The organism is Streptomyces sp. NPDC001401 (assembly GCF_042895385.1).
Taxonomy (GTDB): Bacteria; Actinomycetota; Actinomycetes; order Streptomycetales; family Streptomycetaceae; genus Streptomyces.
Genome location: NZ_JBIAWI010000007.1, coordinates 136,715 through 160,462, shown reverse-complemented (window position 1 = coordinate 160,462; position 23,748 = coordinate 136,715). Strand labels below are relative to the sequence as shown.

Sequence of the window (23,748 nt, the reverse complement as noted above, 5' to 3'; positions counted from 1 at the left end):
CCGTCGACACCACTGCCGTCGTTCACTGCGGGCGCGCACACTAGGGCATGCGCTGCTGCCTGTCCGCTCCTCTTGCCGCCCTGTCGGCGCTCCCCGATCCCTGCCAGATCCTGCGATCCGGTGCCCTGCTCACGCCCGCCCTGCTGCGGACCGCCGCCGATGCCCTGCGCGGCCCGGCGGGCAGGAGCAGGCACAGCCACCGCGACGGCCTGGCCGCCGTCCATCTGGAACTGGTCACCCTGACCGAGGACCGCGCCGTCATCACCTGGTACACCGGGGTGCCCGGCACCGACGACGGCTTCGGCCACATGCTCCCGGCGGTCACGGAGGGCGAGGTCGTCTACGGCACCCATCCCGGCCGCCTCACCCGCGTCGCGGCGGAGGACGGCCCGGTGGCGCACCACTACGTGGAGCTCACGGACCTGGAGCCCGGGCAGACGTACTACTACCAGGCCCGCTCTCGGGGCGTGGCCGCGACGCCCACGCCGCTGCATCTCGTCCGCGGCAACGCCGTCGGCACCAATCGCCACGGGCTCGGCTCGGGCGGCGGTCCGTACTCCTTCACCACGCCGCAGCCGCCGCCCGGCCGGCACCTGCTGTCGATCGCGCTCTGCAACGACCTGCACCTCGGCGAGACCACCGCCGGCCTGGTGACCGGCATCCCGCTGATGCGCGGGATCACACAGGAGTACGGCCGCGCACCGTATCCCGAGATCATGAGCCGGGCGGTGGTCGAGGAGGCCCGGCGGCGCGGAGCGGACGTGCTGCTGGCCGCCGGAGACATCTCGGCCGGCGGCGCGGCGCAGGACCTGGCCGAGGCCAAGCAGATCCTGGACGGCTTCGGCACCCACGGTCAGGACTACTTCGTCGTACGCGGCAACCACGACCGGCCCGGGCACGGCAACTGCCGCTCCTGTGACGGCGGCTGCGGGGACTCCTTCCGGGACGGGTTCCTCGACGGCGACGGGCCCGCGTACTTCGCGCGCGACCTCGGAGGGCTGCGGATCGTCGGACTCGACACATACGAGAAGGACGGCAACGGCGCCGACTCGGGCGGACTCGGTGCCGAGCAACTGGCGTGGTTCCGGGCCCGGTTGAGAGAGAACAAGGACCAGCCCACCGTGGTGTTCGGGCACCATCCGCTGGCCGTGCGGGACTCCGTGTTCCCGGTGACCGGCGGGCAGCGCCTCGGCCGCCGCCAGGCCCGCTCCATCCTCGACGCCTACGCGAACGCCCCCGGCGTCTTCCTCCACCACGCGGGCCACACCCACCGCAACAAACGCACCGTGCTGCCGCAGGCCCCGCACGTCACGATGCAGGAGGTCAGCGCAGTCAAGGACTATCCCGGCGGCTTCTGCCTGCTGCGGATCCACTCGGGCGGGTACGCCGTGAACCACTACAAGGCCGGCAGCGCCCCGGCCCGCGAATGGACCGAGCGCAGCCGCCGGGTGGCCGCAGGACTGTGGCCGCACCACGCCCTCGGCCGCTCGGTCACCGACCGCAACAGCATGACCGCCCGCGACCTGTCCGGCATCACCCGCCCGACACCGGCGATTCCCTCCCAGCGCCGGCCCCAGGCGCACGCGGTGCGTCCACAGCAGTAACCGCCCGCGCAGGCGGGCCTGAGGGCGGGAAAGCGAGTGCCGGTATCCCCGCGAACGCCGCCGCGCCCCGCTCCGCATACCCGATCAAGAACGGGCAGCGGCACACCGTACGTCGACCGCCGTGAGCGCCAACGCCAGCGGCCCCGGCGCCAGAAGCGCCAGCGGCACCAGCGGCACCAGCGCCCACGCGCACACAGCGGCCGTCACCACCGCGAGCAGCACCAAGCCGCTGCCGCCCACGTCCCGTACCGCATCCCGGGCGGCCTCGCGCAGGGCGGTCGGCCAGTCGTCGAGGGACTCGGGGCGGGCGCAGGCCCTGAGGGCGACCAAGGTGGCGCAGGCGCCGATCGCGGCGGCAGTCACCGCGAACAGCGGTGCCCCGGGCAGCCCCGCCCCCGCCAGTGCCAGGTCCGCGGCGAACAGCAGCGCACCCGCCAGGGCGGCGGCCCCTGCCACCAGGTCGCCCGCCCGCAGGCGCCGCCGCAGCAGGGCGAAGTAGCGGCCGGCGGTGGCCGGTCGGTCCTCCCGAGCGCCTCGCAGCACCGCGCAGGCCGTCGACAGCGCGGCGGGGGCGGTCAGCAGCGGCAGACAGGCCGCGGCCGTGGCGAGGCCGACGCTCAGCATGTCGGCGAACAGGGTCATGCGCGGCCCGAAGACCTCACCCGGCTCACGCATACGCGTCCCGCTCATCCCGCTCACCCCTTCAGTCCGGAGCTGGCCATGCCCTCCACCAGGAACCGCTGGAAGGCGAGGAAGAACAGCACGATCGGCAGCAGCGCGATCACCGACATCGCGAACATCGGGCCGAACGCCGACTGGCTGGAGGCGTCCACGAACGACCGCAGCGCAAGCGTGAGGGTGAACTTGTCCGGGTCGAAGAGGTAGATCAGCTGGGTGAAGAAGTCGTTCCAGGTCCAGATGAACGTGAAGATCGCCGTGGTGATCAGCGCGGGGCGGGTGAGCGGCAGGATCACCTGGAAGAAGCTGCGGAACGGGCCGCAGCCGTCGATACGGGCCGCCTCCTCCAGCTCCCTCGGCAGACCGCGCATGAACTGCACGATCAGGAAGACGAAGAAGGCCTCGGTGGCGAGGAACTTCGGCAGGATCAGCGGCCAGTAGGTGTTCACCATGCCGAGCTTGTTGAAGATGATGTACTGCGGGATCAGCACCGCATGGTGCGGCAGCATGATCGTCGCGATCATGAAGGCGAACATCGGCCCACGGAACCGGAAGCGCAGCCGCGCGAAGGCGTAGGCCGCGAGTGAGCAGCTGATGACGTTGCCGACGACCGCACCGCCCGCGATCAGCAGCGAGTTGCCGAGCAGCCGCCAGACGGACACGTCGTTCACGCCGTCCAGGGCGGTCTTGTAGTTCGACCATTCCAGGTGGCTGGGCAGCAGGTTGAGGCTCGCGATGATCTCGTCGGCCGGTTTCAGGGAGGTGGCGAGCAGCCACGCCAGCGGGTAGAGCATGACGAGCAGTGCGGCCAGACAGCCGACATGCACGGCGATCCGGCCCCGGCGAACGGGCTTGCGGGCCATGGCAGTTGTGGTCATCGGTCCCCCTCGGAGGCGTAGAAGACCCAGGAGCGTGCGGTGCGGAACAGCACCGCGGTGACGGCGCCGATGACGAGCAGCAGCACCCAGGCCATGGCGGAGGCGTAGCCCATGTGGGAGGCGACGAAGCCGCGGTCGTAGAGGTAGAGGGTGTAGACGAGGGTCGAGTCGGCGGGACCACCCTTGCCTCCGCTGACCGCGAAGGCGGGCGTGAACACCTGGAACGCCTGGATGGTCTGCAGGACCAGGTTGAAGAACAGCACCGGGGACAGCATCGGCACGGTGACGGACAGGAACTGCCGCCCCTTGCCCGCCCCGTCCACGGCCGCCGCCTCGTACAGTTCGGCCGGTATCTGCTGCAGACCGGCCAGGAAGATGACCATCGGCGCGCCGAACTGCCACACCGTCAGCAGCGCTACGGCGACCAGGGCCCAGCCGGGTTTGTTGACCCAGCCGCCGGTGCCGAAGAGGTTGTCCACCGTGCCGCCGTCGTTGAAGACCGCGCGCCAGACGAGGGCGATGGACATGGACGCGCCGAGCAGCGAGGGGGCGTAGAAGGCGGAGCGGTAGAAGCCCTTGCCGCGCTTCATGGTCTTGAGAGCGAGCGCGACCACGAGGGCGAGCGCCAGTTGCAGGGGCACCGCGATGACGACGTACGTCAGGGTCGTCACGACCGACCGCCAGTACCGCGGGTCCTCGGTGAACATCTGCGTGTAGTTGCGCAGGCCCACCCAGTGCGGCGGGTTGAACAGGTCGTAGTCGGTGAACGACAGATACAGCGACACGGCCATCGGCAGCAGCGTCAGGACGGTGGCGCCGAGCACCCACGGGGACAGGAACACCCAGGCGGCACCCTCGCGTTCGCGCCCCGGGCGGCGCTTGGCGGCGGGCGCGGAGCGGGGGACGCGTGCGGTGGGTGCGGGGACGTCGGTGGTGGTCATGACCTCAGTTCCGCCTTCGCCTCGGTGACATAGTTCTCGGCCGCCTCGCGCGGCGACATGCGCTGGTACGACACCTGGTCGTAGTCACGCTGGAAGGTGGTCTGCAGGGCGTTGTCGCCGGAGGGCGGGGCCTGCGGCGGGTCCTTGAGCGCGCCTTCGAGTGAGGACTGGTAGTCGGCGACGGTCTTGTCGAAGTCCTTGAGCTGCGGGGCGGTCTGCTTGCGGATGGTCTCGTTGACGGGGATGCCACGCGTCGCGCCGAGGATCTTCGCCGCCTGCTCGTCGTTGAGGAGGAAGTCGACGAGTGCGGCGGCTTCCTTGCGGTGACCGGTGTGGGCCCCGATACCGAGGAACATCGACGGCTTGAAGTACTGGCCGGGCGTGCCGTCCTCGCCCGACGGCATCGGCGCCAGCGCGACGCCGCCCTTGACGAGCGCGAGGTAACCGCTGGACGGGGCGTCCCAGTTGAAGTCGGCGGTGGCCTTGCCGCGGCCGAGCGGGGTGTTCTCGACGGAGCCGTCGAGCTGGGTGGTCTGTTCGGCCGGGGAGACGGCGCCCTCCCGGCGGAGCCGGTCGGTGAAGGTCCACCAGCGGGCAAGGTCCTCGGCGGTGAACCCGAGGCCACCGCCCTTGGCGTACAGGGCCTTGCCCCGGCCGCGCAGCCACACCTCGAAGGCGTCCTCGCTCTGGCCCGGGTCGGTGGCGCCGGGCCTGCCGGCCTTCTTCGCCAACTCCCTTATGTCGTGGGCCCATTGGCTCCAGGTCCAGCCCTTGCGCGGAAGGGGCACGCCGGACGCCTTCCAGGCCGCGATGTCGTAGACGACGGTCTCGGTGCCTCGGCCCTGCGGAATGGCGTACTGGGTGCCGTGCACTCGGCCGGTGGCCAGCAGACCCGGGTCGATCTCGGCCGTGCGCAGGACGTCCTTGGCCTTGCCGAGGTCGAGCAGGACGTGTCCGGAGGCGTACTGGTCGATCTGGCGGTAGTCGAGCTGCATCACATCGGGTGCGTCGCCGCCCGTGGCCTGGATGGCGAGCTTCTGCTTGTAGGCGTCGTATCCCGAGAACGACGTCTGCACCCGCACATTCGGGTGCTGTTTCTCGAACAGGGCGACGGCCTGCTCGGTACGTGCCGCACGGTCGGGGTTGCCCCACCACGTGTAACGCAGCACGACCTTGCCGCCACCGGCCGACTCCCCGGATCCCCCGCAGCCGGCCAGCACCGCACTGAGCACGAGTGCGGCGGCCACGCAGAACCCCTTTGTCCCGTGTCCGGGCATGCCGAGGTCACCCCTTCCTTCTCCTCGGACCTTCGGTCGGAATCCCCCTGACGTACCCTCAATTACCTTGCCAGTGCGGCCACTTGCTCTCCCGCTCGATCACCATGGCAGACCCTCCAGACAGCCTGCGACCCGGTCGCGGTCCCAGGACGTAGCGGAGGATCTCGGTGCCGTCCGCCGCCGCGACCGCGATGTGGTCGCCGTACGCGTGGCTGACGCGGATGCTCATACACACTCCTTGGGAGCCTCGGACGACCGACGAACACGGCATGACCAACAAGGCATTTGGAAAGCGCTTGCACTCGAAGGCGACCCTAGGCGCGGGGGAATGTCAGGACAACCCCCATGCACCGAGGCGACCCAACACCCTGAATCCGCAACCCACTTGAAATTGGTATGGACCTGCCCGTGTTCCCCCGCTAGGCTCTGCCGCGCATGAAGTGAGAGCGCTCTCAACGTTCTGCTGTTCCATCCCCACCCTGCTGGAACAACGAAGGGGCCACTCCCTTGAGACGCACAACAGCCATGCGCACAGCCCTGTCCGCACTTCTCCTGCTCGGCAGCTGGGCCACCGCGAGTACCGTGCCGGCCTCCGCCGCGGACTCCCCCTCACGCTCCACCGAACCGCCGGCCTCCGCCCCACTCCTCTCCGCGATGCAGCACGACCTGGGCCTGACGAAGAGTCAGGCCGCAGCGCGTCTGGCCGCCGAGAAGACGGCGACGGCCGTGGAACGAAGGGCCAAGCGGGCCGCCGGGTCGTCGTACGGCGGCTCCTGGTTCGACGCCGGAAGCGGCAAACTGACCGTCGCCGTCACCCGTGGCGCAGACACCGAGGCCGTACGCGCGACCGGCGCGACCGTACGCCTCGTCCAGCACAGCGCGCGGCAGCTCGACGCGGCGAAGGCACGCATCGACGCACTGAAGGCGCCTGTCGGCGTGGGCAGTTGGTACGTCGACACCAAGGCCAACAAGGTCGTCGTGAACGTCGTCGCCGCGCACCAGGATGACAACGATGTCCGGGCCTTCCTGGCCCGCGCCCGCCAGGCCGGCCCGGTCACGGTGAAGCAGACCGCCGCCGCACCGCGGACCTTCGCTGCCGGCACGGTGGGCGGCGACCCGTACTACACCGGCAACGTCCGCTGCTCCATAGGCTTTTCGGTGTACGGCGGCTTCGTCACCGCCGGGCACTGCGACCAGCACACCGGCGCGGTGTACGGCTGGGACCACTCCTACGTCGGCGACTTCCAGGGCTCGTCGTTCCCGGACAACGACTACGCCTGGGTGAACGTCGGCAGCGGCTGGTGGACCGTACCGGTGGTGCTCGGCTGGGGCACCGTGTCCGACCAGCTCGTCCGCGGCTCCGCCGAAGCCCCCGTCGGTGCGTCCATCTGCCGCTCCGGCTCCACCTCGCACTGGCACTGCGGCACCGTCCTGGCCAAGAACGAGACGGTCAACTACAGCCAGGGCGCCGTCCATGAGCTGACGAAGACGAGCGTCTGCGCCGAGCCCGGTGACTCCGGCGGCTCCTTCATCAGCGGCGACCAGGCGCAGGGCGTCACCTCCGGCGGCTGGGGCAACTGCAGCTCCGGCGGCGAGACCTGGTACCAGCCCGTCAACGAGATCCTCAACCGGTACGGGCTGACGCTGCAGACGGCCTGAGCCCGCGCTGCCGTGGCTGAGCGGGCTTCGCCGGGGTACGGCCGGCGAAGCCCGTTCCGGCCGGGACGGCTCACCGGAAGGCGGCCACGTGCTTCTGCGCCCAGACTGCGAACGTGCGGGCCGGGCGGCGGAGGACCTGCTCGACATCGGGGCTGATGCGCTGCTCGGCGGGGGTGGGCTCACCGAGAATGTCGAGCGTGGTGTCGACCACGGGCTCGGGCAGGAACTGCAGCATCTGTGCGCGGGCCTCGTCGCGGGTCTGCTCGACGAAGCGGACCGGCTCGCCGAGCGCGTCGCCGATCGCCTCGGCCTGCTGCCGGGGCGTGGTGAGGGCGGGCCCGGTCAGCTCGTAGGTCCGTCCGGCGTGGCCGTCCTCGCGCAGTGCCGCGGCGGCGACCTCGGCGATGTCGTCCGGGTCGACGGTGGGCAGGGCGATGTCGGCGAAGGGCGCGGCGATCTCACGTCGGGCGCGGACCGACTCGGCCCAGGCGTAGGTGTTGGAGTTGAAGCCGCCGGGCCGCAGGATCGTCCAGTCCAGACCGGACTGCCGGACGGCGTCCTCGATGACGCGTGCCGTACCCCCGTGCGAGGCCGACTGCGGCCGGGTTGCGACGCCTTGGGAGGACAGCAGCACCACTCGCCCGATGCCGCCGGCCTTGGCGGCGTCGAGGATGTCCTGCGGGCTGAGCAGGTGCGCGCTGGGGCCGCCGTTCTGCAGGAACAGTGCCTCGGCTCCGTCGAACACGGGCCGGAGGCTCTCCGGATCGGTCAGGTCCGCCTGTCGGTGCCGGACGCCGGGAGGGGAGTCCGCGGCCGAGACGGACCGGGATGTAGCGGTCACCTGCGCGCCGGTTGCTGCGAGGCTCTGCACGAGCGATCGGCCTACGTTGCCGGTCGCCCCCGTCACTACGATCACGAGCAACTCCCCTGTCGATTCGGTGTGTTGTCGATGCCCGAGCGGGCGAGAGCGCCGCGGAGTGCTGTTTTCCCGGGCTCCTACGGGACGCTAACACCGCCGGTATAGTAGGTACCTAGAGGAAAGTGGCTATCCCTAAGGGGTGCGCATGGCGGGCAAGGGGATGCGGGCGGCAACTGCCGGGACCGATCCGGAAGTTGCCTGTCCGATCGGACCGGTCGTGGACATCGTGTTCAGCCGGTGGACCACTCCGATCCTGTGGAGCCTGCACACGCACGGCCGGCAGCGGTTCGTCGAGCTGGAGCGGCGCATCGCGAGGATCACGCCGAAGGTGCTGACCCAGCGGCTGAGGCAGCTGGAACGCGACGGCCTCGTTGTCCGCACGTACCACCCAGAGGTCCCGCCTCGGGTCGAGTACGAGATCAGCGAGCTCGGCCGCAGCCTCGCCCCGCTCTTCGCGCATCTCTCCGAATGGGCCGCCGACAACCTCGACAAGGTCGAGCGGTCCCGGCATGACTACGACACCGATTCGGCCTGACGGCACTGTCGGCCCGACGACTTCGCGATCGGTCTCAGGGTGACCGCGGAACCCGCTTCCTCGGTACGGCGACAGCGCCGGAGGCCGCGGACCTGAGCAGGCGGCGGAAGGTGGGGCATTCCATGTGGCTCGGCGCAGGGCAGGCGGCGGCATGTCGCAGGGAGTCGCGCAGGACGCCGAGTTCACGGATCGTCCGGTCCAGTTCCGCCACCTTGGCCGCAAGCACCTCGCGGTCGATGCGCGGCTGTCCGTCCGGCGCGAACATGCGCGCGATCTCGTCGAGCGAGAAGCCGGCCGTGCGCCCCATCGCGATCAGCGCCAGGCGTTCCAGTACGGCGGGGTCGTACTGACGGCGCAGGCCCCGTCTGCCGCTCGCGGCGATCAGTCCCTTTTCCTCGTAGAACCGCAGTGTGGAGGCGGGGACTCCGGCGCGCTGCACCACCTCGGCGATGTCCAGCTCTGTCATCCTCTTTACCTCAAGTCGACTTGAAGTGGCACGGTGTCATCTCGGCCGGACGAAGGCAAGCGGAGGAGGCGATCATGGACGTCACGCGCAGGAGCGACGACGAACAAGCGGCCCGTTGGAAGGGGCCCGGCGGCAATGCCTGGGTCGAGTTGCAGGCGGTGCTGGACGGGATGTTCAAGCCCTTCGAAGAGCTGCTCGTCGATGCCGTGGCCGCCGGGCACGCGGGCCGTGTGCTCGATGTCGGCTGCGGCACCGGCGGCATCACGCTGGCCGTCGCGCGGCGGCTCGGTCCGGCGGGCCGCAGCGTCGGCGTCGACATCTCCGAACCGGTGATCGCCGCCGCCCGGGCGCGCGCCGAGCGGGAGGGCACACCGGCCTCCTTCGTCCTCGCCGACGCGCAGGATCACGCGTTCGAGCAGGCCGCCTTCGACGCCGTCATCTCGCGCTTCGGCGTCATGTTCTTCAACGACTCCGTGCGGGCCTTCGCGAACCTCCGGCGTGCCGCGACGGACGAGGCCCTGCTGCGGTTCCTCACGTGGCGCGGCCCTGCGGAGAACCCGTTCATGACGACGGCCGAACACGCCGCGGCGCCGCTGCTGCCCGGCCTTCCCGTGCGCCGCCCGGACGAGCCCGGGCAGTTCGCCTTCGCAGACCCGGACCGGATCCGCCGCATCCTGGCGGAGAGCGGCTGGGCCGGGATCGACATCCGGCCGGTCGACGTGGCCTGTGCCCTGCCCGAGGGCGAACTGGTCCACTACTTCACCCGGCTCGGTCCGGTCGGTCTGGCCCTGGCCGGGGTCGACGAGCAGACCCGCGCACGCGTCGTCGACACGGTCCGCGCCGCGTTCGACCCCTTCGTGCAGGGCACGGAGGTCCGCTTCACCGCGGCCTGCTGGCTGGTGGGCGCCCACGCGGCGTGAGCCTCGGCCGCTACCCGACCGTCCGGCCCGCGACCGGCGCGATCAGTGCCTGGCGAACTGGACCCGGGTCGGCTGCGTGACGTTCGGCCGGATCGCGACTGCGTCGACGGTGAGTTGTTGTCCGTAGATGTCGGTGATCCTGATCGGGCCGCCGCAGCCGCTGCCGTCCTCGGAGAGGAAGTAGTTGTAGTCGGTACGCGGCAGTTGACGCCAGCCGCTGCCGGTGCGGACTTCGAGCCGGGCCAGTGGATTGCGGTGGCCGATCGCCTGGATTGCGCACCAGTAACGGGTGGAGCCCGTCTTGTAGCGGATCGAGATCGTGCCGGCCGTGCCGGGGCTGGCCAGCTGCCAGGTGATCGGGATCCGGCCGGCCGAGGGGGCGGCGAGTTTTGCGAACGCCTGTGCGCTGAGGTCGATTTGACCGGGCGCGCAATCGCCCGGGCATTCGTTGGTGATGCGGACCGTGACGGAGGCGCCGTTGGCGGCGCGGACGAGTACGTACGCCCCGCACGCCTTGGCCGTCTCGTAGTCGGTGTGGTTCATCGCCCCGGTCATGACGTCATCGCTGGGGTCGTAGAGGCAGGCGCCGCCGCCGTCTGCGTCGTAGAAGGTGGCGACGCCCCGGTAGGCGACGCCTGGCCGTATGCGGCCCGCCAACGGCGCGGCGCCGGACGCGGTTTGCGGGGTGTCCGTGGCCGAGGGCTTCGCGGGCGCGGTGCTCGCATGCCCGGGCGACTTGTGCGGGGTGGCTTCGGGCGACGCCTTCGCCGAAGCGGTCGCGCGGTGGGATGCGGTCGGGGCCCCGGTCGTGGACGGGCCGCTGGACCGGGTTCGGGCAGCGGGTGTGGCGGCGGCGTGCCCGGCGTCGGCCTTGTGGCCGGGCAGGAGCACCACGGCCAGGGAGACGACGACGAGGGCCGCGGCCGCCGACAGGAACAGCCACCGTCTGTGCACCGGACCTCCTCCAGGGCCGCCACCGTGGCCCGAATGACGGGAGCAGCGATCGTGCCAGCCCCGGCAGCACGCCGACAAGCCCGAATTCGGGGACCGGCCGGGCCGCGGACGGTCCCGGCGTGCGGCCGCGAAACTTTCGCGCATCCGGCAGCACGTTGCCGGGCACGGGCGACTGGCGCATAGTGAGGGCTCTCTACGACGGGGTGAAGGAACGCGATGCAACCGAAGAAAGCCCTGGTGGTCCGAGGCGGATGGGAGGGGCACCGGCCGGTCCAGGCCACGGAGTTGTTCCTGCCCTTCCTCGAGAAGAGCGGTTTCACGGTCCGGGTCGAGGAGTCGACCGATGTCTACGCCGATGCCGCCGAGATGGCCGGCACCGACCTCGTGGTGCAGTGCATCTCGATGTCGGAGATCAGCGCCGAGCAGCTGTCGGGTCTGAGCGCGGCGGTCGCGGCCGGCACCGGTTTCACCGGCTGGCACGGCGGTATCGCCGACTCGTTCCGCGCCTCCTCCGACTATCTCCAGCTGGTGGGGGGCCAGTTCGCATGCCACCCGGGCAAGGAGCCGTGCGAGCGTCGCGGGGAGGCGGAGGACAACTTCGTTCCGCACACCATCGACATCACCGAGCTCGGCCGCGAGCATCCCGTCACCGAGGGGCTCGACGACTTCGAGCTGTGCACCGAGCAGTACTGGGTGCTCCACGACGACCTGATCGACGTCCTGGCCACCACGACGCATCCCGCCCGCCCCTGGCAGCCCTGGCAGCGGCCCGTCACATCACCGGCGATCTGGACCAGGCAGTGGGGCGCCGGACGGATCGTGGTGACGACACCGGGGCACAGTCTGGACGTGCTGGAGAACGCGAACGTCCGCACCGTCATCGAGAGGGGCATGCTGTGGGCGACGCGCACCGCATCGGCGTCGTAGGCCTCGGTGTCATCTCCCGCGCGTATCTGGACACCCTCCTCGGCCATCCGGCCATACGCGTCACCGCGGTCGCCGATCTCGACGCCGCGCGGTCGGCCGCTGTCGCCGCCGAGCTGCCCGGCGCCCGGGCGCTGACCGTCGAGGCGTTGCTGAGCAGCCCGGACGTGGACACGGTGCTGAACCTCACGGTCCCCGCGGCCCACGCCGAGATCGCGCTCGGCGCCGCCGGCCACGGGAAGAACGTCTACGGGGAGAAGCCGCTGGCCGCCACTCTCGTCGACGCCCAGGCCGTCATGGAGGCCGCCGAGAAGGCGGGAGTCGGCGTGGGATGCGCGCCGGACACCGTCCTGGGCACGGGAGTCCAGACGGCGCGGGCGGCCGTGGAGGCGGGGAGCATCGGACGCCCCCAGTTCGCCTCCGCCGTCATGGTCACCCCGGGACATGAACGCTGGCATCCCCACCCCGACTTCTACTACACCGCCGGGGGCGGCCCCCTGCTCGACATGGGGCCGTACTACCTCGCGTCCCTGGTCCATCTGCTGGGTCCGGTGCGTGCCGTGATCGGGGCGGCCGGGCGGCTGCGCACCGAGCGCGTGATCGGCTCCGGCCCGCGCACGGGCGAGCGGATTCCGGTCGAGGTGGACAGTCATGTCTCCGGTGTGCTCGAGCACGTCGGCGGGGCCCTGACGACGATCACGACGAGCTTCGACGGGGTGGCCACCACGGCCGCGCCGATCGAGGTCCACGGTGAGACGGGCACGCTCACGGTGCCGGATCCGAACGGCTTCGACGGCGAGGTGCGGCTCTTCGAGCTCGGCGACACCGGGTGGCGCACGCTCCCGCCGTCGGCGGGTTACGTGGGCGGCGCGCGGGGCGTCGGTCTGCTCGACTTCATTGCCGCCGACGGGCGGCGGGCGCCGCGCGCGAGCGGCGATCTCGCCCTGCACGTGCTGGAGACGATGACCGCCCTCCTCCGCTCGTCGGCCGAGGGGCGCCGCATCGAGCTGACGACCTCGACACCGCCGCCGGCCCTGGTTCCGCTCACGGCCGCCGAGGCGTGGAGAGGACCGGCCGCCGGCCGAACCGCCTCACGGTGAAGCCGGCAGCTCGGCACTCCGGCGCACCGTCGTCAACTTGCCTCCCCCTCAAGGGACTTGCTCGTCACGCGGCTTCGGAGGCCAGGTTCCTGCCGCCGGGCTCGGCCTCGGAAGCGGGCTCGGTGCGGGCCGGTTTGCGGATCAGGAGCAGCGCCGCGTCGTCGTGGAGGCGGCCGCCGACATGTGCCTGCAGTTCGTCATGGAGCGCGTCGAGGGTGCGGGCCGGGTCGTCGGACACATGGCGCGCGAGCCCCTCGTCGAGCGGATAGAACTCGCGGCCGCGATCGCGGGCCTCGGTGACGCCGTCGGTGTAGAGCAGCAGCTGATCCCCGTCGGCGAAGGACAGCACCTGGAGGCCGGGGGTGTGATCCGTGAGGGCGCGCAGTCCGAGGGGCGGGGCCGGCTGCGTGGGCTCCGCCACCGTGACGCTGCCGTCCGCGCGCACCAGCAGCGGTGGCGCGTGTCCGCAGTTCACCACCTCCAGCTGCCCTGCCCTCGGATATCCGGCGACCACGGCGGTGACGAAGTCGTCGCTGCCGAGATTGCGTGCCAGGCTCCGCTCGATCCTGTCGACGACAGCGAGAAGATCGGGCTCGTCGTAGGCGGCCTCGCGGAAGATGCCGAGCACCAGCGCGGCGGTGCTCACGGCCGGCAGCCCCTTGCCGCGCACGTCGCCGACGATCAGCCGTACCCCGTACGGGGTGGGGATCAGCGCGTAGAGATCGCCGCCGATACGGGCCTCGGCCGCCGCGGCGCTGTAGCGGACGGCCACCTGGAACGGGCCGACGGTCGCCGGGACGGGCTTGAGCAGCGCATGCTGGGCGGTCTCCGCGACCGAGCGGACGGCAGCGAGCACCCGTTCGCGGCGCCCGCGCAGGACGCTGGCCAGACCGCTGGCCAAGGTGACGGCGAGCAGCGCGGACAGTACGGCCGCCAGTTCGCTGCCCGGTACGCCGTTGCGGGTGCCGAGCGTCGCGCCCAGCACCGCGGCGAGGAGACCGACGCACAGGACACCGCGCGGCCCGTTGGTGGTGGCGGCCAGGGCGGGCCCGGCCGCGAGCATCGGCAGCCAGGTGATCCCCGCTCCGCCGGCCAGGTCGGCGAGCACGATCACGGAGACGATCAGTACGGGCAGAACGGGTGCCCCCGCGGCCAGCTGCGCGACGGCGCGCCTGAGCGAACGTATCGGCCAGTGGTCGCCGCCATGCTCTCGGGCCTGACTCATGTTTCTTCTGCGGTCCTCACCTGTGTGGGGCACGTCGGTCCGGGGGCCCACTGATGAAATGTCTGTTTCATCCAGGAAACGGGGTCGGCGCGGTTGCCACAAGAAGCGGGATTTCAGATAGTGAGCGACAGACTCCTGGTCACACGGCTCGCGGTGGGGAGCAGCCGTGCCCGGATCTCCGGCAGCCGGGAGAGCCGTTCCGCCGGCATCGAGACGCCGAGCGAGCCGAGGGTGTCGCCGCTGTAGACGGGTACGGCGACGCAGACCGTGCCCAGGGTGTACTCCTCCAGGTCCGTGACGGCCGGGGCCACGGGTGAGGAGTCCAGCCGCCGGATGAGCTCCGGCCGGCTGGTGATCGTCCGCGGGGTGAGGTCGGCCAGGTGGTGCCGGGAGAGGTAGTCCTTGCGGGCCTCGTCGTCCAGTTCCCGCAGCACGGACTTGCCCAGCGCGGTGGCATGCCCCGCGTCCTCGAACCCCACCCACAGGTCGACGCGGGGCGCCCGGGGGCTGTCGACGATCTCGGCGACCCGGATCTCGCCGTCCTCGTAGAAGGTGAGGTAGGCGGCGGTCGCGAATTCGTCCCGCAGAGCGGCGAGCGTGGGCCGGACCCGGCTGAGCAGCGCCTGTCCACGGCCCATGGTCTGCAGCGTCTGCACCCTGTCGCCGAGCACGAATCCGCCGTCGCCCAGCTTCCGCACGTATCCGTCGTGGACCAGCGTCCGCAGCAGGTGATACGCGGTGGCCAGGGGCAGACCCGTCTCACGTGCCAGCTGCTTCGCCGGCGCGCCGTTCTCGTGCGCGCTCACCGCCTCCAGCAGCCGGAAGGCCCGCTGGACGGAACTGATCAGCGTGGGGCCGTCGTGCGCACCCATGTGACCAGCGTGCGTCACGCGAACAGAGCGCGCAACAACTCGCCCGGCGCTCGGCCAAGTTGGAAGAGCCTCAATATCTTCTCATGTCGCGATTCACTCACAGGGCCTATTTTCCGGCCATCGACCAGGGTAGTGAGGATTCCCCGAATTCGGCGCGCCGCCGGATGTTCCGGGGATATTTCTTATTAACCTCCACAACTGAACGAAGTCGATCTATCGCAGGTCGCATCCACTTCACTCCACGGAGATGACATGCACAAGCTTCGCAAGGCTGCCGTCCTGGTCGCCGCCCTCGGGACCGTCGGACTCGTGAGCGCCGGCGCTGCTCACGCCGACCAGGGCCGGGGCGGCGACGGCCACGGCGGCAACACGGTCCTGCAGAGCACCACCTGCAGGTCACACGACCTGAACCTGGACGTCCTCGGCCAAGTCGGGCTGCTCAACGGCCTGCTGGGCGGCGCGCTGAACGGCGAGGGCAACGAGGGCGCACAGTCGACCTCGCTGGGCTCGTCCATGGGCTGCAACAACAGCGTCGGCGGCAAGTAGGACAAAAGCTCACCCCGGTGCCCCGGCCACAAGCCGGGGCACCGGGGTTTTCGCATGCCCGGAAAAACCGGGCGGCCGGCGCCGCCTCAGAAAGCCGAAATGCCGGACCGGGAACCAGCCCGGTCCGGCATTTGTGAATTCAGATGATTTCCCGCTCGGCGGAGGTCTTTCCATCGCAGACCTGTGGGCTGCAGAACATGTGCCGCGTTTCCCGGGCAGCAATAGGGGCCCGGGCGCCTGTGCCGTCGACCGGCATGCGCCCGAGCCCTGGAGAAAGTGGAAACAGTCGCAGCCCGGGCGCGCACCCTGATGGGTTTCTGCGCGTCCGGGCTGCCGACGCCGGGTTACTTGTCGTTCGATTCCTTGGCCGGGGCGACGAACGGATCGATGAACCGATTGAGATCCAGCTCGGGCAGAACGTATTTGGGAGCCACCTCCGGCGTTGCCTTCTTGGAACTTTCCACCGGCGCGAAGTGCCACTGCGGGGTGACTTCGGTGCCCTGCCGCGGCCCATCCGCGTCGTCGGCGAAGCCGATACCGGCGCCAAGGATGGACAGCCCCGCCACCGCTGCGGCTACGACCGCAGCGCGCTGAAACTTGCGCATGGTTGACCCTTTCTCACCTGGGCGTGAGCCCTGGATTGACTACTTAATGTGAGCATATACATGCACTAAGTAGTAATTTGGGATCTTGGGCACGTCCTATACTCCATGTCGGCCCGCGGCGCACCCTCAGGAGTCCGGTGACACGCCCCGGGTTCCGCATCCACTACGCCGTACGCCGCCCCAGTACCGGCCCTCGCCCCGTCCGGCCTACATGCCCCACGCGCTAGGCCTTCCGGGGCGCGCGTGTCGGCCGAGCCTCACGTCGCCCCGCACTCGGCCCTCCCGCAGGCCGGGTGCGGGGCGACGGCTACGGTGTCATGACGTGTGCGCCCCGGCATGACCGGGTGCGGAGCAGGCGCCGGCGGCGCATGCCGTGAGCCACTGGTCGAAGTCGGCGTCGTAGCGGGTGCCGATGTCGGAGTTGTAGACGGCGTATCCGCCCGCGTAGTCGCCGGTTCGGAAGCGGGCGAGCATGCGCTGGATGTCCGCCGGGTGGTTCTCGAACATGTAGCGGACGGCGAGATAGCCCCAGGGGTAGGTGCGGATCACGTCGCTGTTCGCGTAGGTGTTCTGGAACAGCGTGCTCAGCCGGTACGTGTGCTTGCCCGCCTCCGCGACGGCCTGCTCGTCGGTGATGCCGCGATAGCCGTAGGACACGTATTCGGCCAGGCCCTCGATCCACCAGACGTCCGGCACCGATGTCTGCCGGGCGAAGTCGCCCTTCATGTCGTAGCGGGCGTCGAGGATGTGCGTGTACTCGTGGTTGAGGTTCCAGATGCGGGCCGTGAAGCCGTCGTCGGCGTCCTTCTGGTACATGATCGAGAGCGGCTGGTTGGCGGGGTCGGACGGGTCTCCTGTCAGGGTGATGCCGCCGTTGTCCGTGCTGACGCCGAAGATCGCCCCGGCGTAGGTCTGGTAGTCCGCGCGGTGGGCGAAGACGACGAGCTGCACGGTCGACAGGTACTGGCCCGGTATGGGGCCGTCGTCCTTGACGAGGCCGTTGAAGTACGGGTCCTGGTCTCGCAGGTTGGCGCATACGGCGTCGAGGTCGGCGGAGGTGAGCGCCTGGGCCCGGACGGTGTGGGCCGCGTCGCAGGTGTGGGTGATCGGCAGGGCCGCGTCGGTCAGCCGGGCGGGCAGGTTGCAGATGTCGTAGTACGAGCAGTTGGGGCGGTCGTAGTAGTCGGCCTGGGTCGCCACCGCGACCCACAGCCCCGCGGTGGGACCGGTGATCTCCGAGGCGTTCAGCAGGTCCTTGGCCAGGGGCTGGACCGTGGCGCGCAGCGCGGTGTGCTCGACGTAACGGGCCACGTTCATCCCGGCGTTGGAGTCCAGGTAGGCGCGGTCGGTGCCGAGCAGGTCCAGGTGCTTGAGCGCGAAGGCGTGCAGGGTCCGGACCACGCCCGGGTCGGCGGTGACCGCTTTGACGTAGTCGGGATTCCAATTGCCGCGCCAGAGCGGGGTGTAGACGTCGTTGACGGCCGCGACCATGCTGGCGACGGAGTCGTAGGAGCTGTCGTAGGCGTCGAGCAGGCGTTGATAGACCGTCAGATAGCGGGCCTGCTGGTCGGCGCTGTCGGTCAGGATGACGGTCTCGCCCAGCACGTCCCCGTTCGCCGCGGTGACGTCCCGGGAGTGCCGGCCCGCGAAGAAGGCGTCCAGGCCGCGGGTGGTGGCCTGGGCCAGGGGTGCGCCGTAGGGGCCGACGTCGGACGCGTTGTTGAACTGCACGTAGTAGCCGGCCCGCAGGAACAGGACGAGCTGCCACACCCCGGACGAGTTGTCGCCCCGATAGCGTTGCGCCTCTCGCGTGAAGGCCTTCGCCACGGTGACCATCTGGGACTGGCGGAAGATGTCGCGGGCGTTGGTGCCCGTCACGGCGAACAGGGTGTTGACACAGCCCGTGGTCGAGGCTTGGACGAAGGCGACGAGAGCCGAACCTGTCCTGCCCGCGAAGTCGGCCGGGCTGCACGAGGCCGTCTTCGGTGCGGCTTTCGGTGCGGTGCCCGTGATGGTCCGGGTCCGGGAGGGCGCCGGTTGCAAGGGCGGTAGCTGGGCCGCGGTGAGCCGTCGGTCCTGCAGGGCCGGTCGATCGGCGGTGCCGGTGGTCGAGCCGGTCGGCGGGGGTGGCGTCGCCTTCCGGGACACGGTCATGGGGGTGGTGCCGTGCCGGGCGGGGGTGGCCGCGAGCGCCGGCGCCGACAGCAGGCCCGCGAGGGTGGTGCAGACGGCGAGGGTGACGGCGGAGCGTCTGGGCAGCGCGAAGAGGTAGCGCATCTCTGGACTCCTCTGCGGAGGGATGCGCCTCGATACGGGTGTTGAGGCGCGTGAGGCACCTTCTCAACGCCGGCTGCCCCCAACAATGGAATGTGACATAGCACCTTGCGGCGACCGGCCATAACACCCGGCCTCGACCCTGCCCCTGACTCCGCCGCCGACCCCGGCCCCGCCTACGCTCCGCTCCCCCGCCAAGTGCGCGTGGCCCACGCCCTCAAGTGCGGTGAGCGCCCGGCGAGTTCGCGATAGGCGGAAGCGGCGGAGTGGAACAGCGCCTCCACCACCTCCTCGGCAACCGTGTCGCGCCGCCAGGCCAGCACATAGCGGCACCAAAGCGGCGTACCGATCAGCGGTTTGATCACCACGTCCGGGGTCGGCCGCAGCGTCGCCTGCACGACGGACACTCCGAGACCGTCGGCGATCATGCTCTGCAACTGGAGCTGGTCACCGAGGAATTCGTGTACGGCGACGGGTGAGAAACCGGCCGCTGCGCAGGCCGTGTAGAAGACTCCCGGCCAGCCTGCTCCGTCGTCCGGCGTCAGGAACCAGGCGTCCTCGGCCAGGTCCGCGAGGGAGACCTGGGCGCGGTGTCCGAGGCGATGGCGGGCGGGCAGCGCCACGAATGTGGGCTCGGTGACGATTCCCCGGTGCGTCACCGTGTCCGAATGCTTCAGTTCCATCCCGGGGTAGTCCGCGGCGACGGCCGCGTCCACGTCGCCGTCCTCCAGGAGTTCGACGATGCGCGAGGAGGAGTACACGCTGCTCACTGCGAGCGTGACGTCCGGCAGCCGGGCCCGGACCCGGGAGACCATGCCGGACAGCACCGGTGAGTTGGTCGCCGCGACGCGCAGGGTCCTACGGGTGCTCGCGGCTTCGGCGGCCGGACGGGACCCGATCGCCGCGGCGCGGGCCAGGACGTCGCGTGCCTGGGCGACGACCTCCACGCCGTACCGTGTCGGCCTGACTCCCGTCGTCCCGCGCTCGAACAGCGGCTGGCCGAAGTGGCGCTCGATCCGCCGCAGTTGGGTGCTCATGGCGGGTTGCGAGTAGCCGAGGTCCGAGGCGGCGCGGCCGACGCTCCCTGCATCGGCGATCGCGCACAGGACGCGCAGATGCCGAAGCTCCAGGTCCATCCGCCGACTCCCCGCCGCCGTGGCGCTTCGCACCGGGCCGATGCCGTTCCGTGGTCTCGGCCGGCGGACAGGAAGCGTTCCACCCTGCGGGCGCACGCACAAGACGCAGGTCAGCCACCTCGCGGCGGCGCACCGTGACGGCGCCTGTCGGGAATTACGCCTTCGGCGGGTCCATGTCGGCGGCGGCTGTCACTTCAGTGGTTGCGCGCGCCTCGTCGGCCTCTGCCCGCTGTTTTTTCAGGGCGAGCTCCCTGGCCGTCCTTTCCGAGTGCAGCCTCATCTCTGCCTCTGTCCGGAGATCGAACATCACTGCCTCCTTTGCCGTACATCGAGCATCTCTTTGCCTTTAGATTACCTGAAGGGTGAGGGTGAAGTCACGGTCAAATTGCCGTTGTGAGCGGGCAGTTGAGGCATCACCAGGCCACCGGCAACTCCCGCACGCCGTGGATCGCGCGCCCCTCGAACGCGTAGTCCTCCGTTGCCGCGCCGGTCAGGCGCAGGCCGGGCAGGCGGTGGAACAGCATGGGCAGCGCGATCTGGAGTTCGGCCCGGGCCAGCGACTGGCCGAGGCAGTGGTGCAGGCCGTGGCCGAAGGCCAGGTGCTGTCCGGCGTCCCGGGTGAGGTCGAGCGCCTCCGGATCGGCGAAGACCGCGGGGTCCCGGTTGGCCGCCTGCAGCGCGATCACCACGCCCTCGCCGGCCCGGATGGTGACCCCGCCGACCTCGACGTCCTCGGTGGCGATGCGGCGCAGGCCGATGTGCACGACCGTCAGGTAGCGCAGGAGTTCCTCCACCGCGCCCGGAACGAGTTCCTCGTCTGCGCGAAGGGCCGCGAGTTGGTCGGGATGCCGCAGCAGTGCCACGACGCCGAGGGAGAGCATGCTCGCGGTCGTCTCATGGCCGGCGATGAGGAGTTGGACGAGCAGGCCGGCCGCCTCCGCCGGGGTGGCCTCGCCGGTGGCGACCCGTTCGGTGGCGAGTTTGCTCATCAGGTCGTCGGCCGGTTCGCGCGACTTGGCGGAGAGGAGTTCCTGCAGGTAGCCGAAGAGCGCCGCCCAGCCGGCCCGCATCGCCTCCGGTCCGGCCGAGACGGTAGCGAAGGCGGCGGCCTGCCGGTGGATGAAATCCCGGTCCGTGTACGGCACTCCGAGCAGTTCGCAGATGACCAGGAGGGGCAGCGGCAGAGTGAAGTGCTCGACGAGGTCGGCGGGCTGCTGCTGCTTGACGAGGCCGTCGAGGAGTTCGCCGGTGATGTTCCGGACGGCCGGCCGCAGTTGCTCGACGCGGCGGAAGGTGAACTCCGGGATGAGCATGCGGCGCAGCCGGGTGTGGTCGGGCGGGTCCATGGCGAACAGTTGGCCGGGGGTGCGCGGCGGCGGCGTCGGCTGGAGCCCGGGGAAGCCCGGCCGGACGTTCTCCGAGCTGAACCGGGCGTCGCTGAGGACGGCTCGGGCATCCTCGTGCCGGGTCACGAGCCAGGGGTGGGTCTCGCCCCAGAGGCTGATCCGGGCGAGGGGCCGTTCAGTGATCCAACGCCCGTACTCGGCGGCCGGATCGAGGAGGGGGCGGTGGCTGGGCAGGGGCGGAGGCGAGGGGTCGGTCGCGTGCATGTGGGGGGCTCCAGCGATCAAGCGGTCGGGTTCAGACGGACGGGTTCAGACGGACGGTTTCAGGTGGTCGGGGGCGGTGATGCCGGCCAGGTCGAGGAGAAGGTCCTTGACGTCGGTCGCGTCGATCTCGTCGCGTGCGGGACCGGGCCGCGAGCACAGCAGGACGGGGCTGTCCTGCGGGTCGGTGGGCAGCCGGCCGTGGCTGCCGCGGACGCCGGAGGGGTCCAGGGGGACGGTCCGGATGCGGTAGCGCAGGCCGAGTTTCTTGCGGGCGACCTGGGCGGCGGCGCGGGCCTTCACGCCGGGCACGGTGGGGTCGTAGAGGAGTTCGGCGGGGTCGTATCCGGGTTTGCGGTGGATCTCGACCTGGCGGGCGAAGTCGGGGGCTCGGTCGTCGTCCAGCCAGTAGTAGTACGTGAACCAGGCGTCGGAGTCCGCTACGGCGACCAGCTCCCCCGAGCGTTCGTGGTCCAGCCCGTTGGCCGCCTTGCCCTCGGCGCCCAACACCTGGTCCACGCCCGGGAGTTCGGCAATCAGCTTGGCGACCGCGTCCGTGTCGGCGGGATCGCGGACGTAGACGTGGGCGATCTGGTGGTCGGCAACGGCGAAGGCGCGGGAGGTCCACGGGTCGAGGTACTCCATGCCGTCCTGCGTGTGGACCTCGAGCAGCCCCGCCTCGCGCAGGGCGCGGTTGATGTCGACCGGGCGGGAGGCGGGTGCGATGCCGTACTCGCTGAGGACGACGACCGTGGCGTCCTCGCGCCGGAAGTGGTCGAGCAGGGGGCGCAGGGCGTCGTCGAGCCGGCGTGCCTCGCGGGCGGAGGCGTCCGAGCCGGGGCCGGAGCGCTGGGGCTCGTAGTCCAGGTGCGGTACGTAGACCAGGGTGAGGTCGGGGCGGTGCTCGTCGAAGATCTGGCGGGCCGCGGCGAGGATCCACTGGCTGGAGGGCATGCCCGCGTTGGGCCCCCAGTAGGTGAACAGGGGGAACGGGCCGAGTCTGCTGGTGAGTTCGTCGTGCAGGGCGGGTGGGCGGGTGTAGCAGTCGGGTTCCTTGCGGCCGTCGGAGTAGTAGATCGGGCGCGGGGTGACGGTGTAGTCGACGTCGGCTCCCATGGCGTACCACCAGCAGACGTTGGCGACCTTGAAGCCGGGCTTGGCGCGGCGCGCGGTGTGCCACAGTTTCTCGCCGCCGACCAGGGCGTTGTGCTGGCGCCACAGGAGGACTTCGCCCTGGTCGCGGAAGTACCAGCCGTTGCCGACGACGCCGTGTTCCGAGGGCGGTGCGCCGGTGAGGAGGGTGGACTGCACGGAGCAGGTCACGGCGGGCAGCACGGTGTTCAGGCGGGCCTGGAAGCCCTGTGCGGCGAGGGCCGACACGGCGGGCATGTGGCGCAGCATGCGGGGGGTGAGGCCGACGATGTCGAGGACGACCAGTCTTGTCATGAGACGGGCTCCGTTCGGGTGAGGGGCTTGAGGCCGAGTTCCTCGAACCGGTCGCGGGCCCAGGCCAGTTCGGCGGCCAGCCCGGCGACGAGGCCTTCGCGGTCGTGCGGCCGCAGGTGTTCGGGCAGGACGGACCAGGTGTAGGTCTCGACCTCGATGTGGTCGCACAGGGCCTGCGGGCCGCCGAACAACTCGCCCAGTACGGTGGTGAGTTGGGCTGCCGTGGTACGCAGTGGCGGTTCGGGCTCGGCGTGCAGCGGGGCGTGGAAGTGCACCCGCCAGGGGGAGCCGGGGTCCAGGCCACCGGCCAGGGCGTCGGGGAGGTCGTCCACGCCCGTGACGGCACCGCCGGGGGCCGCACGGGTCTGGTGCAGGAAGCGTGGTTCGGCGAACCGGGCGAGTGCGCGGCGCGCCTCGGGGTCGGCGGGGTCGTCGGCCTGGAGGGCGCTGGACGCCTGCACCTTGACGACCGGCAGGCCGGCGTCGGCGAGGCGGCGCAGTGCCGCGGCCGGTTCCTCGAACTGCACGGCGAGATGGCAGGTGTCCAGGCAGATCCCGAGCCGTTCGGGGTCCACTCCCCCGAGTTCCCGGGCGGCCTGGACGGTGTTCTCCACCACGCATCCGGGTTCGGGTTCGAAGCCGACGCGGACCGTACGGCCCGACTGGCGCTCCAACTCGGCAAGTTCTACGGCGAGTTGGTCCAGGGCGCGGCGCGCGGAGTCACGTCGGTCGGCCGGCCAGGGTGTGCGCCAGGCCAGCGGCAGGGTCGAGACGCTGCCGCGCCGTACGTCCTCGGGCAGCAGCCCGGCGAGCACCCGGGCGCAGTCCACGGTGTAGCGCAAGCGGGCGGGGTCGGCCCAGTCGGGCAGGTAGACGTCCTTCTTCACCACCTCGCGGTGGAATCCGCCATAGGGGAAGGCGTTGAGGGTGACGGTCTCCAGGCCGCGTGCGGTCAGTTCGGTGCGCAGGCGGTGTACGGCGTCGGGCCGGGCGGACAGTTCGGTGACGACGTCGCGGGCCAGCCACAGGCCGATGCCGAGCAGGCCGGCGCCGAGCGATTCGCGTACGGGCTCGGCGTAGGCGGCGAGTTGGCCGACCACTCCGTCGAGGTCCTCGGCCTGGTGGACGTTGCTGCAGTAGGCGAGGTGGACGGTCGTGCCGTCGGCGTGTCGGAAGCGCAAC

At 70.7% G+C, this 23,748-nt stretch carries 24 protein-coding genes; 7 read left to right on the top strand and 17 right to left on the bottom strand.

What is annotated here, in order from left to right:
• Positions 1–47 precede the first annotated feature (47 nt).
• A complete protein-coding gene (locus tag ACFY10_RS24140; RefSeq protein WP_390667256.1) occupies positions 48–1,604 on the top strand; it encodes a metallophosphoesterase in 1,557 nt (518 codons plus the stop codon).
• Between the two features lie 84 nt (positions 1,605–1,688).
• Here ACFY10_RS24140 and ACFY10_RS24135 read toward each other — a convergent pair whose 3' ends face one another.
• From ACFY10_RS24135 to ACFY10_RS24115, 5 genes are read right to left on the bottom strand one after another with little or no spacing between them, the layout of a single operon-like run.
• Positions 1,689–2,294 carry a hypothetical protein gene (locus ACFY10_RS24135; protein WP_390667255.1) on the bottom strand — a complete coding sequence of 202 codons (606 nt, stop codon included), beginning with the start codon at positions 2,292–2,294 and terminating at the stop codon, positions 1,689–1,691.
• Between the two features lie 5 nt (positions 2,295–2,299).
• Entirely contained in the window at positions 2,300–3,160 is an 861-nt protein-coding gene (locus ACFY10_RS24130) for a carbohydrate ABC transporter permease (RefSeq protein ID WP_390667254.1), read from the bottom strand.
• Positions 3,157–4,101: a carbohydrate ABC transporter permease gene (locus ACFY10_RS24125; protein ID WP_390667253.1), complete on the bottom strand. Its 945-nt coding sequence runs from the start codon at positions 4,099–4,101 to the stop codon at positions 3,157–3,159. Before ACFY10_RS24125 ends, ACFY10_RS24130 begins: the two co-directional genes overlap by 4 nt.
• On the bottom strand, positions 4,098–5,378 hold the full coding sequence (locus ACFY10_RS24120) for an ABC transporter substrate-binding protein (protein ID WP_390667252.1): 1,281 nt from the start codon (positions 5,376–5,378) through the stop codon (positions 4,098–4,100). The genes ACFY10_RS24125 and ACFY10_RS24120 overlap by 4 nt, the downstream gene beginning before the upstream one ends.
• Before the next feature lie 58 nt (positions 5,379–5,436).
• Complete coding sequence (locus ACFY10_RS24115; RefSeq protein ID WP_390667251.1) at positions 5,437–5,607, bottom strand: hypothetical protein; 171 nt, start codon at positions 5,605–5,607, stop codon at positions 5,437–5,439.
• Positions 5,608–5,903: 296 nt separating this feature from the next.
• Between ACFY10_RS24115 and ACFY10_RS24110 the strand changes: the two genes are divergently transcribed.
• The gene (locus ACFY10_RS24110; RefSeq protein WP_390667526.1) at positions 5,904–7,037 is read left to right on the top strand and encodes a S1 family peptidase; all 1,134 of its coding nucleotides are present in this window, start codon (positions 5,904–5,906) and stop codon (positions 7,035–7,037) included.
• 70 nt (positions 7,038–7,107) lie between these two features.
• Here ACFY10_RS24110 and ACFY10_RS24105 read toward each other — a convergent pair whose 3' ends face one another.
• Entirely contained in the window at positions 7,108–7,953 is an 846-nt protein-coding gene (locus ACFY10_RS24105; RefSeq protein WP_390667250.1) for an NAD(P)H-binding protein, read from the bottom strand.
• A 148-nt stretch (positions 7,954–8,101) separates the two neighbouring features.
• Here ACFY10_RS24105 and ACFY10_RS24100 point away from each other — a divergent pair, with 148 nt between their 5' ends.
• Positions 8,102–8,491 carry a winged helix-turn-helix transcriptional regulator gene (locus ACFY10_RS24100; protein ID WP_390667249.1) on the top strand — a complete coding sequence of 130 codons (390 nt, stop codon included), beginning with the start codon at positions 8,102–8,104 and terminating at the stop codon, positions 8,489–8,491.
• Positions 8,492–8,525: 34 nt separating this feature from the next.
• On the opposite strand, the gene ACFY10_RS24095 is transcribed toward ACFY10_RS24100, so the two are convergent.
• On the bottom strand, positions 8,526–8,957 hold the full coding sequence (locus ACFY10_RS24095; RefSeq protein ID WP_390667248.1) for a helix-turn-helix domain-containing protein: 432 nt from the start codon (positions 8,955–8,957) through the stop codon (positions 8,526–8,528).
• A 74-nt stretch (positions 8,958–9,031) separates the two neighbouring features.
• Between ACFY10_RS24095 and ACFY10_RS24090 the strand changes: the two genes are divergently transcribed.
• Positions 9,032–9,877 (top strand): class I SAM-dependent methyltransferase, encoded by an 846-nt coding sequence (locus ACFY10_RS24090; RefSeq protein ID WP_390667247.1) that lies wholly within the window; start codon positions 9,032–9,034, stop codon positions 9,875–9,877.
• A 42-nt stretch (positions 9,878–9,919) separates the two neighbouring features.
• Here the strand turns inward: ACFY10_RS24090 and ACFY10_RS24085 are convergent, their stop codons facing one another.
• Entirely contained in the window at positions 9,920–10,831 is a 912-nt protein-coding gene (locus tag ACFY10_RS24085; protein WP_390667246.1) for an expansin EXLX1 family cellulose-binding protein, read from the bottom strand.
• A gap of 216 nt (positions 10,832–11,047) precedes the next feature.
• Between ACFY10_RS24085 and ACFY10_RS24080 the strand changes: the two genes are divergently transcribed.
• Together ACFY10_RS24080 and ACFY10_RS24075 are read left to right on the top strand one after the other, a co-directional pair.
• Positions 11,048–11,758 (top strand): ThuA domain-containing protein, encoded by a 711-nt coding sequence (locus ACFY10_RS24080; protein WP_390667245.1) that lies wholly within the window; start codon positions 11,048–11,050, stop codon positions 11,756–11,758.
• Positions 11,728–12,855 carry a Gfo/Idh/MocA family protein gene (locus tag ACFY10_RS24075; protein WP_390667244.1) on the top strand — a complete coding sequence of 376 codons (1,128 nt, stop codon included), beginning with the start codon at positions 11,728–11,730 and terminating at the stop codon, positions 12,853–12,855. Before ACFY10_RS24080 ends, ACFY10_RS24075 begins: the two co-directional genes overlap by 31 nt.
• Before the next feature lie 64 nt (positions 12,856–12,919).
• Here ACFY10_RS24075 and ACFY10_RS24070 read toward each other — a convergent pair whose 3' ends face one another.
• Positions 12,920–14,080 (bottom strand): PP2C family protein-serine/threonine phosphatase, encoded by a 1,161-nt coding sequence (locus ACFY10_RS24070; protein WP_390667243.1) that lies wholly within the window; start codon positions 14,078–14,080, stop codon positions 12,920–12,922.
• Between the two features lie 113 nt (positions 14,081–14,193).
• Positions 14,194–14,952, bottom strand: coding sequence for an IclR family transcriptional regulator (locus ACFY10_RS24065; RefSeq protein ID WP_390667242.1), 759 nt, complete (start codon positions 14,950–14,952; stop codon positions 14,194–14,196).
• Between the two features lie 252 nt (positions 14,953–15,204).
• On the opposite strand from ACFY10_RS24065, the gene ACFY10_RS24060 reads away from it, so the two are divergent.
• Positions 15,205–15,498 carry a hypothetical protein gene (locus ACFY10_RS24060; RefSeq protein ID WP_390667241.1) on the top strand — a complete coding sequence of 98 codons (294 nt, stop codon included), beginning with the start codon at positions 15,205–15,207 and terminating at the stop codon, positions 15,496–15,498.
• 344 nt (positions 15,499–15,842) lie between these two features.
• On the opposite strand, the gene ACFY10_RS24055 is transcribed toward ACFY10_RS24060, so the two are convergent.
• From ACFY10_RS24055 to eboE, 7 genes are all read right to left on the bottom strand, one after another.
• Entirely contained in the window at positions 15,843–16,103 is a 261-nt protein-coding gene (locus ACFY10_RS24055) for a hypothetical protein (RefSeq protein ID WP_390667240.1), read from the bottom strand.
• A 315-nt stretch (positions 16,104–16,418) separates the two neighbouring features.
• Positions 16,419–18,380 (bottom strand): collagenase, encoded by a 1,962-nt coding sequence (locus tag ACFY10_RS24050; RefSeq protein WP_390667239.1) that lies wholly within the window; start codon positions 18,378–18,380, stop codon positions 16,419–16,421.
• 173 nt (positions 18,381–18,553) lie between these two features.
• Positions 18,554–19,513 carry a LysR family transcriptional regulator gene (locus tag ACFY10_RS24045; protein ID WP_390667238.1) on the bottom strand — a complete coding sequence of 320 codons (960 nt, stop codon included), beginning with the start codon at positions 19,511–19,513 and terminating at the stop codon, positions 18,554–18,556.
• Between the two features lie 154 nt (positions 19,514–19,667).
• The gene (locus ACFY10_RS24040) at positions 19,668–19,820 is read right to left on the bottom strand and encodes a hypothetical protein (RefSeq protein ID WP_390667237.1); all 153 of its coding nucleotides are present in this window, start codon (positions 19,818–19,820) and stop codon (positions 19,668–19,670) included.
• A gap of 106 nt (positions 19,821–19,926) precedes the next feature.
• Entirely contained in the window at positions 19,927–21,123 is a 1,197-nt protein-coding gene (locus ACFY10_RS24035; protein WP_390667236.1) for a cytochrome P450, read from the bottom strand.
• A gap of 45 nt (positions 21,124–21,168) precedes the next feature.
• Entirely contained in the window at positions 21,169–22,566 is a 1,398-nt protein-coding gene (locus tag ACFY10_RS24030; protein ID WP_390667235.1) for an alkaline phosphatase family protein, read from the bottom strand.
• Positions 22,563–23,747, bottom strand: a complete 1,185-nt coding sequence (gene eboE / locus ACFY10_RS24025; protein ID WP_390667234.1) for a metabolite traffic protein EboE — start codon at positions 23,745–23,747, stop codon at positions 22,563–22,565. The genes ACFY10_RS24030 and eboE overlap by 4 nt, the downstream gene beginning before the upstream one ends.
• Position 23,748 lies beyond the last annotated feature (1 nt).

Excerpts from the sequence above, each read along its gene's own strand:
- ACFY10_RS24030 (WP_390667235.1), bottom strand. The coding sequence starts at position 22,566 with ATGACAAGACTGGTCGTCCTCGACATCGTCGGCCTCACCCCCCGCATG.
- ACFY10_RS24055 (WP_390667240.1), bottom strand. The coding sequence starts at position 16,103 with ATGCGCAAGTTTCAGCGCGCTGCGGTCGTAGCCGCAGCGGTGGCGGGG.
- ACFY10_RS24070 (WP_390667243.1), bottom strand. The coding sequence starts at position 14,080 with ATGAGTCAGGCCCGAGAGCATGGCGGCGACCACTGGCCGATACGTTCG.
- ACFY10_RS24135 (WP_390667255.1), bottom strand. The coding sequence starts at position 2,294 with ATGAGCGGGACGCGTATGCGTGAGCCGGGTGAGGTCTTCGGGCCGCGC.
- ACFY10_RS24110 (WP_390667526.1), top strand. The coding sequence starts at position 5,904 with ATGCGCACAGCCCTGTCCGCACTTCTCCTGCTCGGCAGCTGGGCCACC.
- ACFY10_RS24115 (WP_390667251.1), bottom strand. The coding sequence starts at position 5,607 with ATGAGCATCCGCGTCAGCCACGCGTACGGCGACCACATCGCGGTCGCG.
- ACFY10_RS24080 (WP_390667245.1), top strand. The coding sequence starts at position 11,048 with ATGCAACCGAAGAAAGCCCTGGTGGTCCGAGGCGGATGGGAGGGGCAC.
- ACFY10_RS24035 (WP_390667236.1), bottom strand. The coding sequence starts at position 21,123 with ATGCACGCGACCGACCCCTCGCCTCCGCCCCTGCCCAGCCACCGCCCC.
- ACFY10_RS24140 (WP_390667256.1), top strand. The coding sequence starts at position 48 with ATGCGCTGCTGCCTGTCCGCTCCTCTTGCCGCCCTGTCGGCGCTCCCC.
- ACFY10_RS24090 (WP_390667247.1), top strand. The coding sequence starts at position 9,032 with ATGGACGTCACGCGCAGGAGCGACGACGAACAAGCGGCCCGTTGGAAG.
- ACFY10_RS24060 (WP_390667241.1), top strand. The coding sequence starts at position 15,205 with ATGCACAAGCTTCGCAAGGCTGCCGTCCTGGTCGCCGCCCTCGGGACC.
- ACFY10_RS24040 (WP_390667237.1), bottom strand. The coding sequence starts at position 19,820 with ATGTTCGATCTCCGGACAGAGGCAGAGATGAGGCTGCACTCGGAAAGG.
- ACFY10_RS24100 (WP_390667249.1), top strand. The coding sequence starts at position 8,102 with ATGGCGGGCAAGGGGATGCGGGCGGCAACTGCCGGGACCGATCCGGAA.
- ACFY10_RS24045 (WP_390667238.1), bottom strand. The coding sequence starts at position 19,513 with ATGGACCTGGAGCTTCGGCATCTGCGCGTCCTGTGCGCGATCGCCGAT.
- ACFY10_RS24125 (WP_390667253.1), bottom strand. The coding sequence starts at position 4,101 with ATGACCACCACCGACGTCCCCGCACCCACCGCACGCGTCCCCCGCTCC.
- ACFY10_RS24130 (WP_390667254.1), bottom strand. The coding sequence starts at position 3,160 with ATGACCACAACTGCCATGGCCCGCAAGCCCGTTCGCCGGGGCCGGATC.
- ACFY10_RS24065 (WP_390667242.1), bottom strand. The coding sequence starts at position 14,952 with ATGGGTGCGCACGACGGCCCCACGCTGATCAGTTCCGTCCAGCGGGCC.
- ACFY10_RS24095 (WP_390667248.1), bottom strand. The coding sequence starts at position 8,957 with ATGACAGAGCTGGACATCGCCGAGGTGGTGCAGCGCGCCGGAGTCCCC.
- ACFY10_RS24050 (WP_390667239.1), bottom strand. The coding sequence starts at position 18,380 with ATGCGCTACCTCTTCGCGCTGCCCAGACGCTCCGCCGTCACCCTCGCC.
- ACFY10_RS24120 (WP_390667252.1), bottom strand. The coding sequence starts at position 5,378 with ATGCCCGGACACGGGACAAAGGGGTTCTGCGTGGCCGCCGCACTCGTG.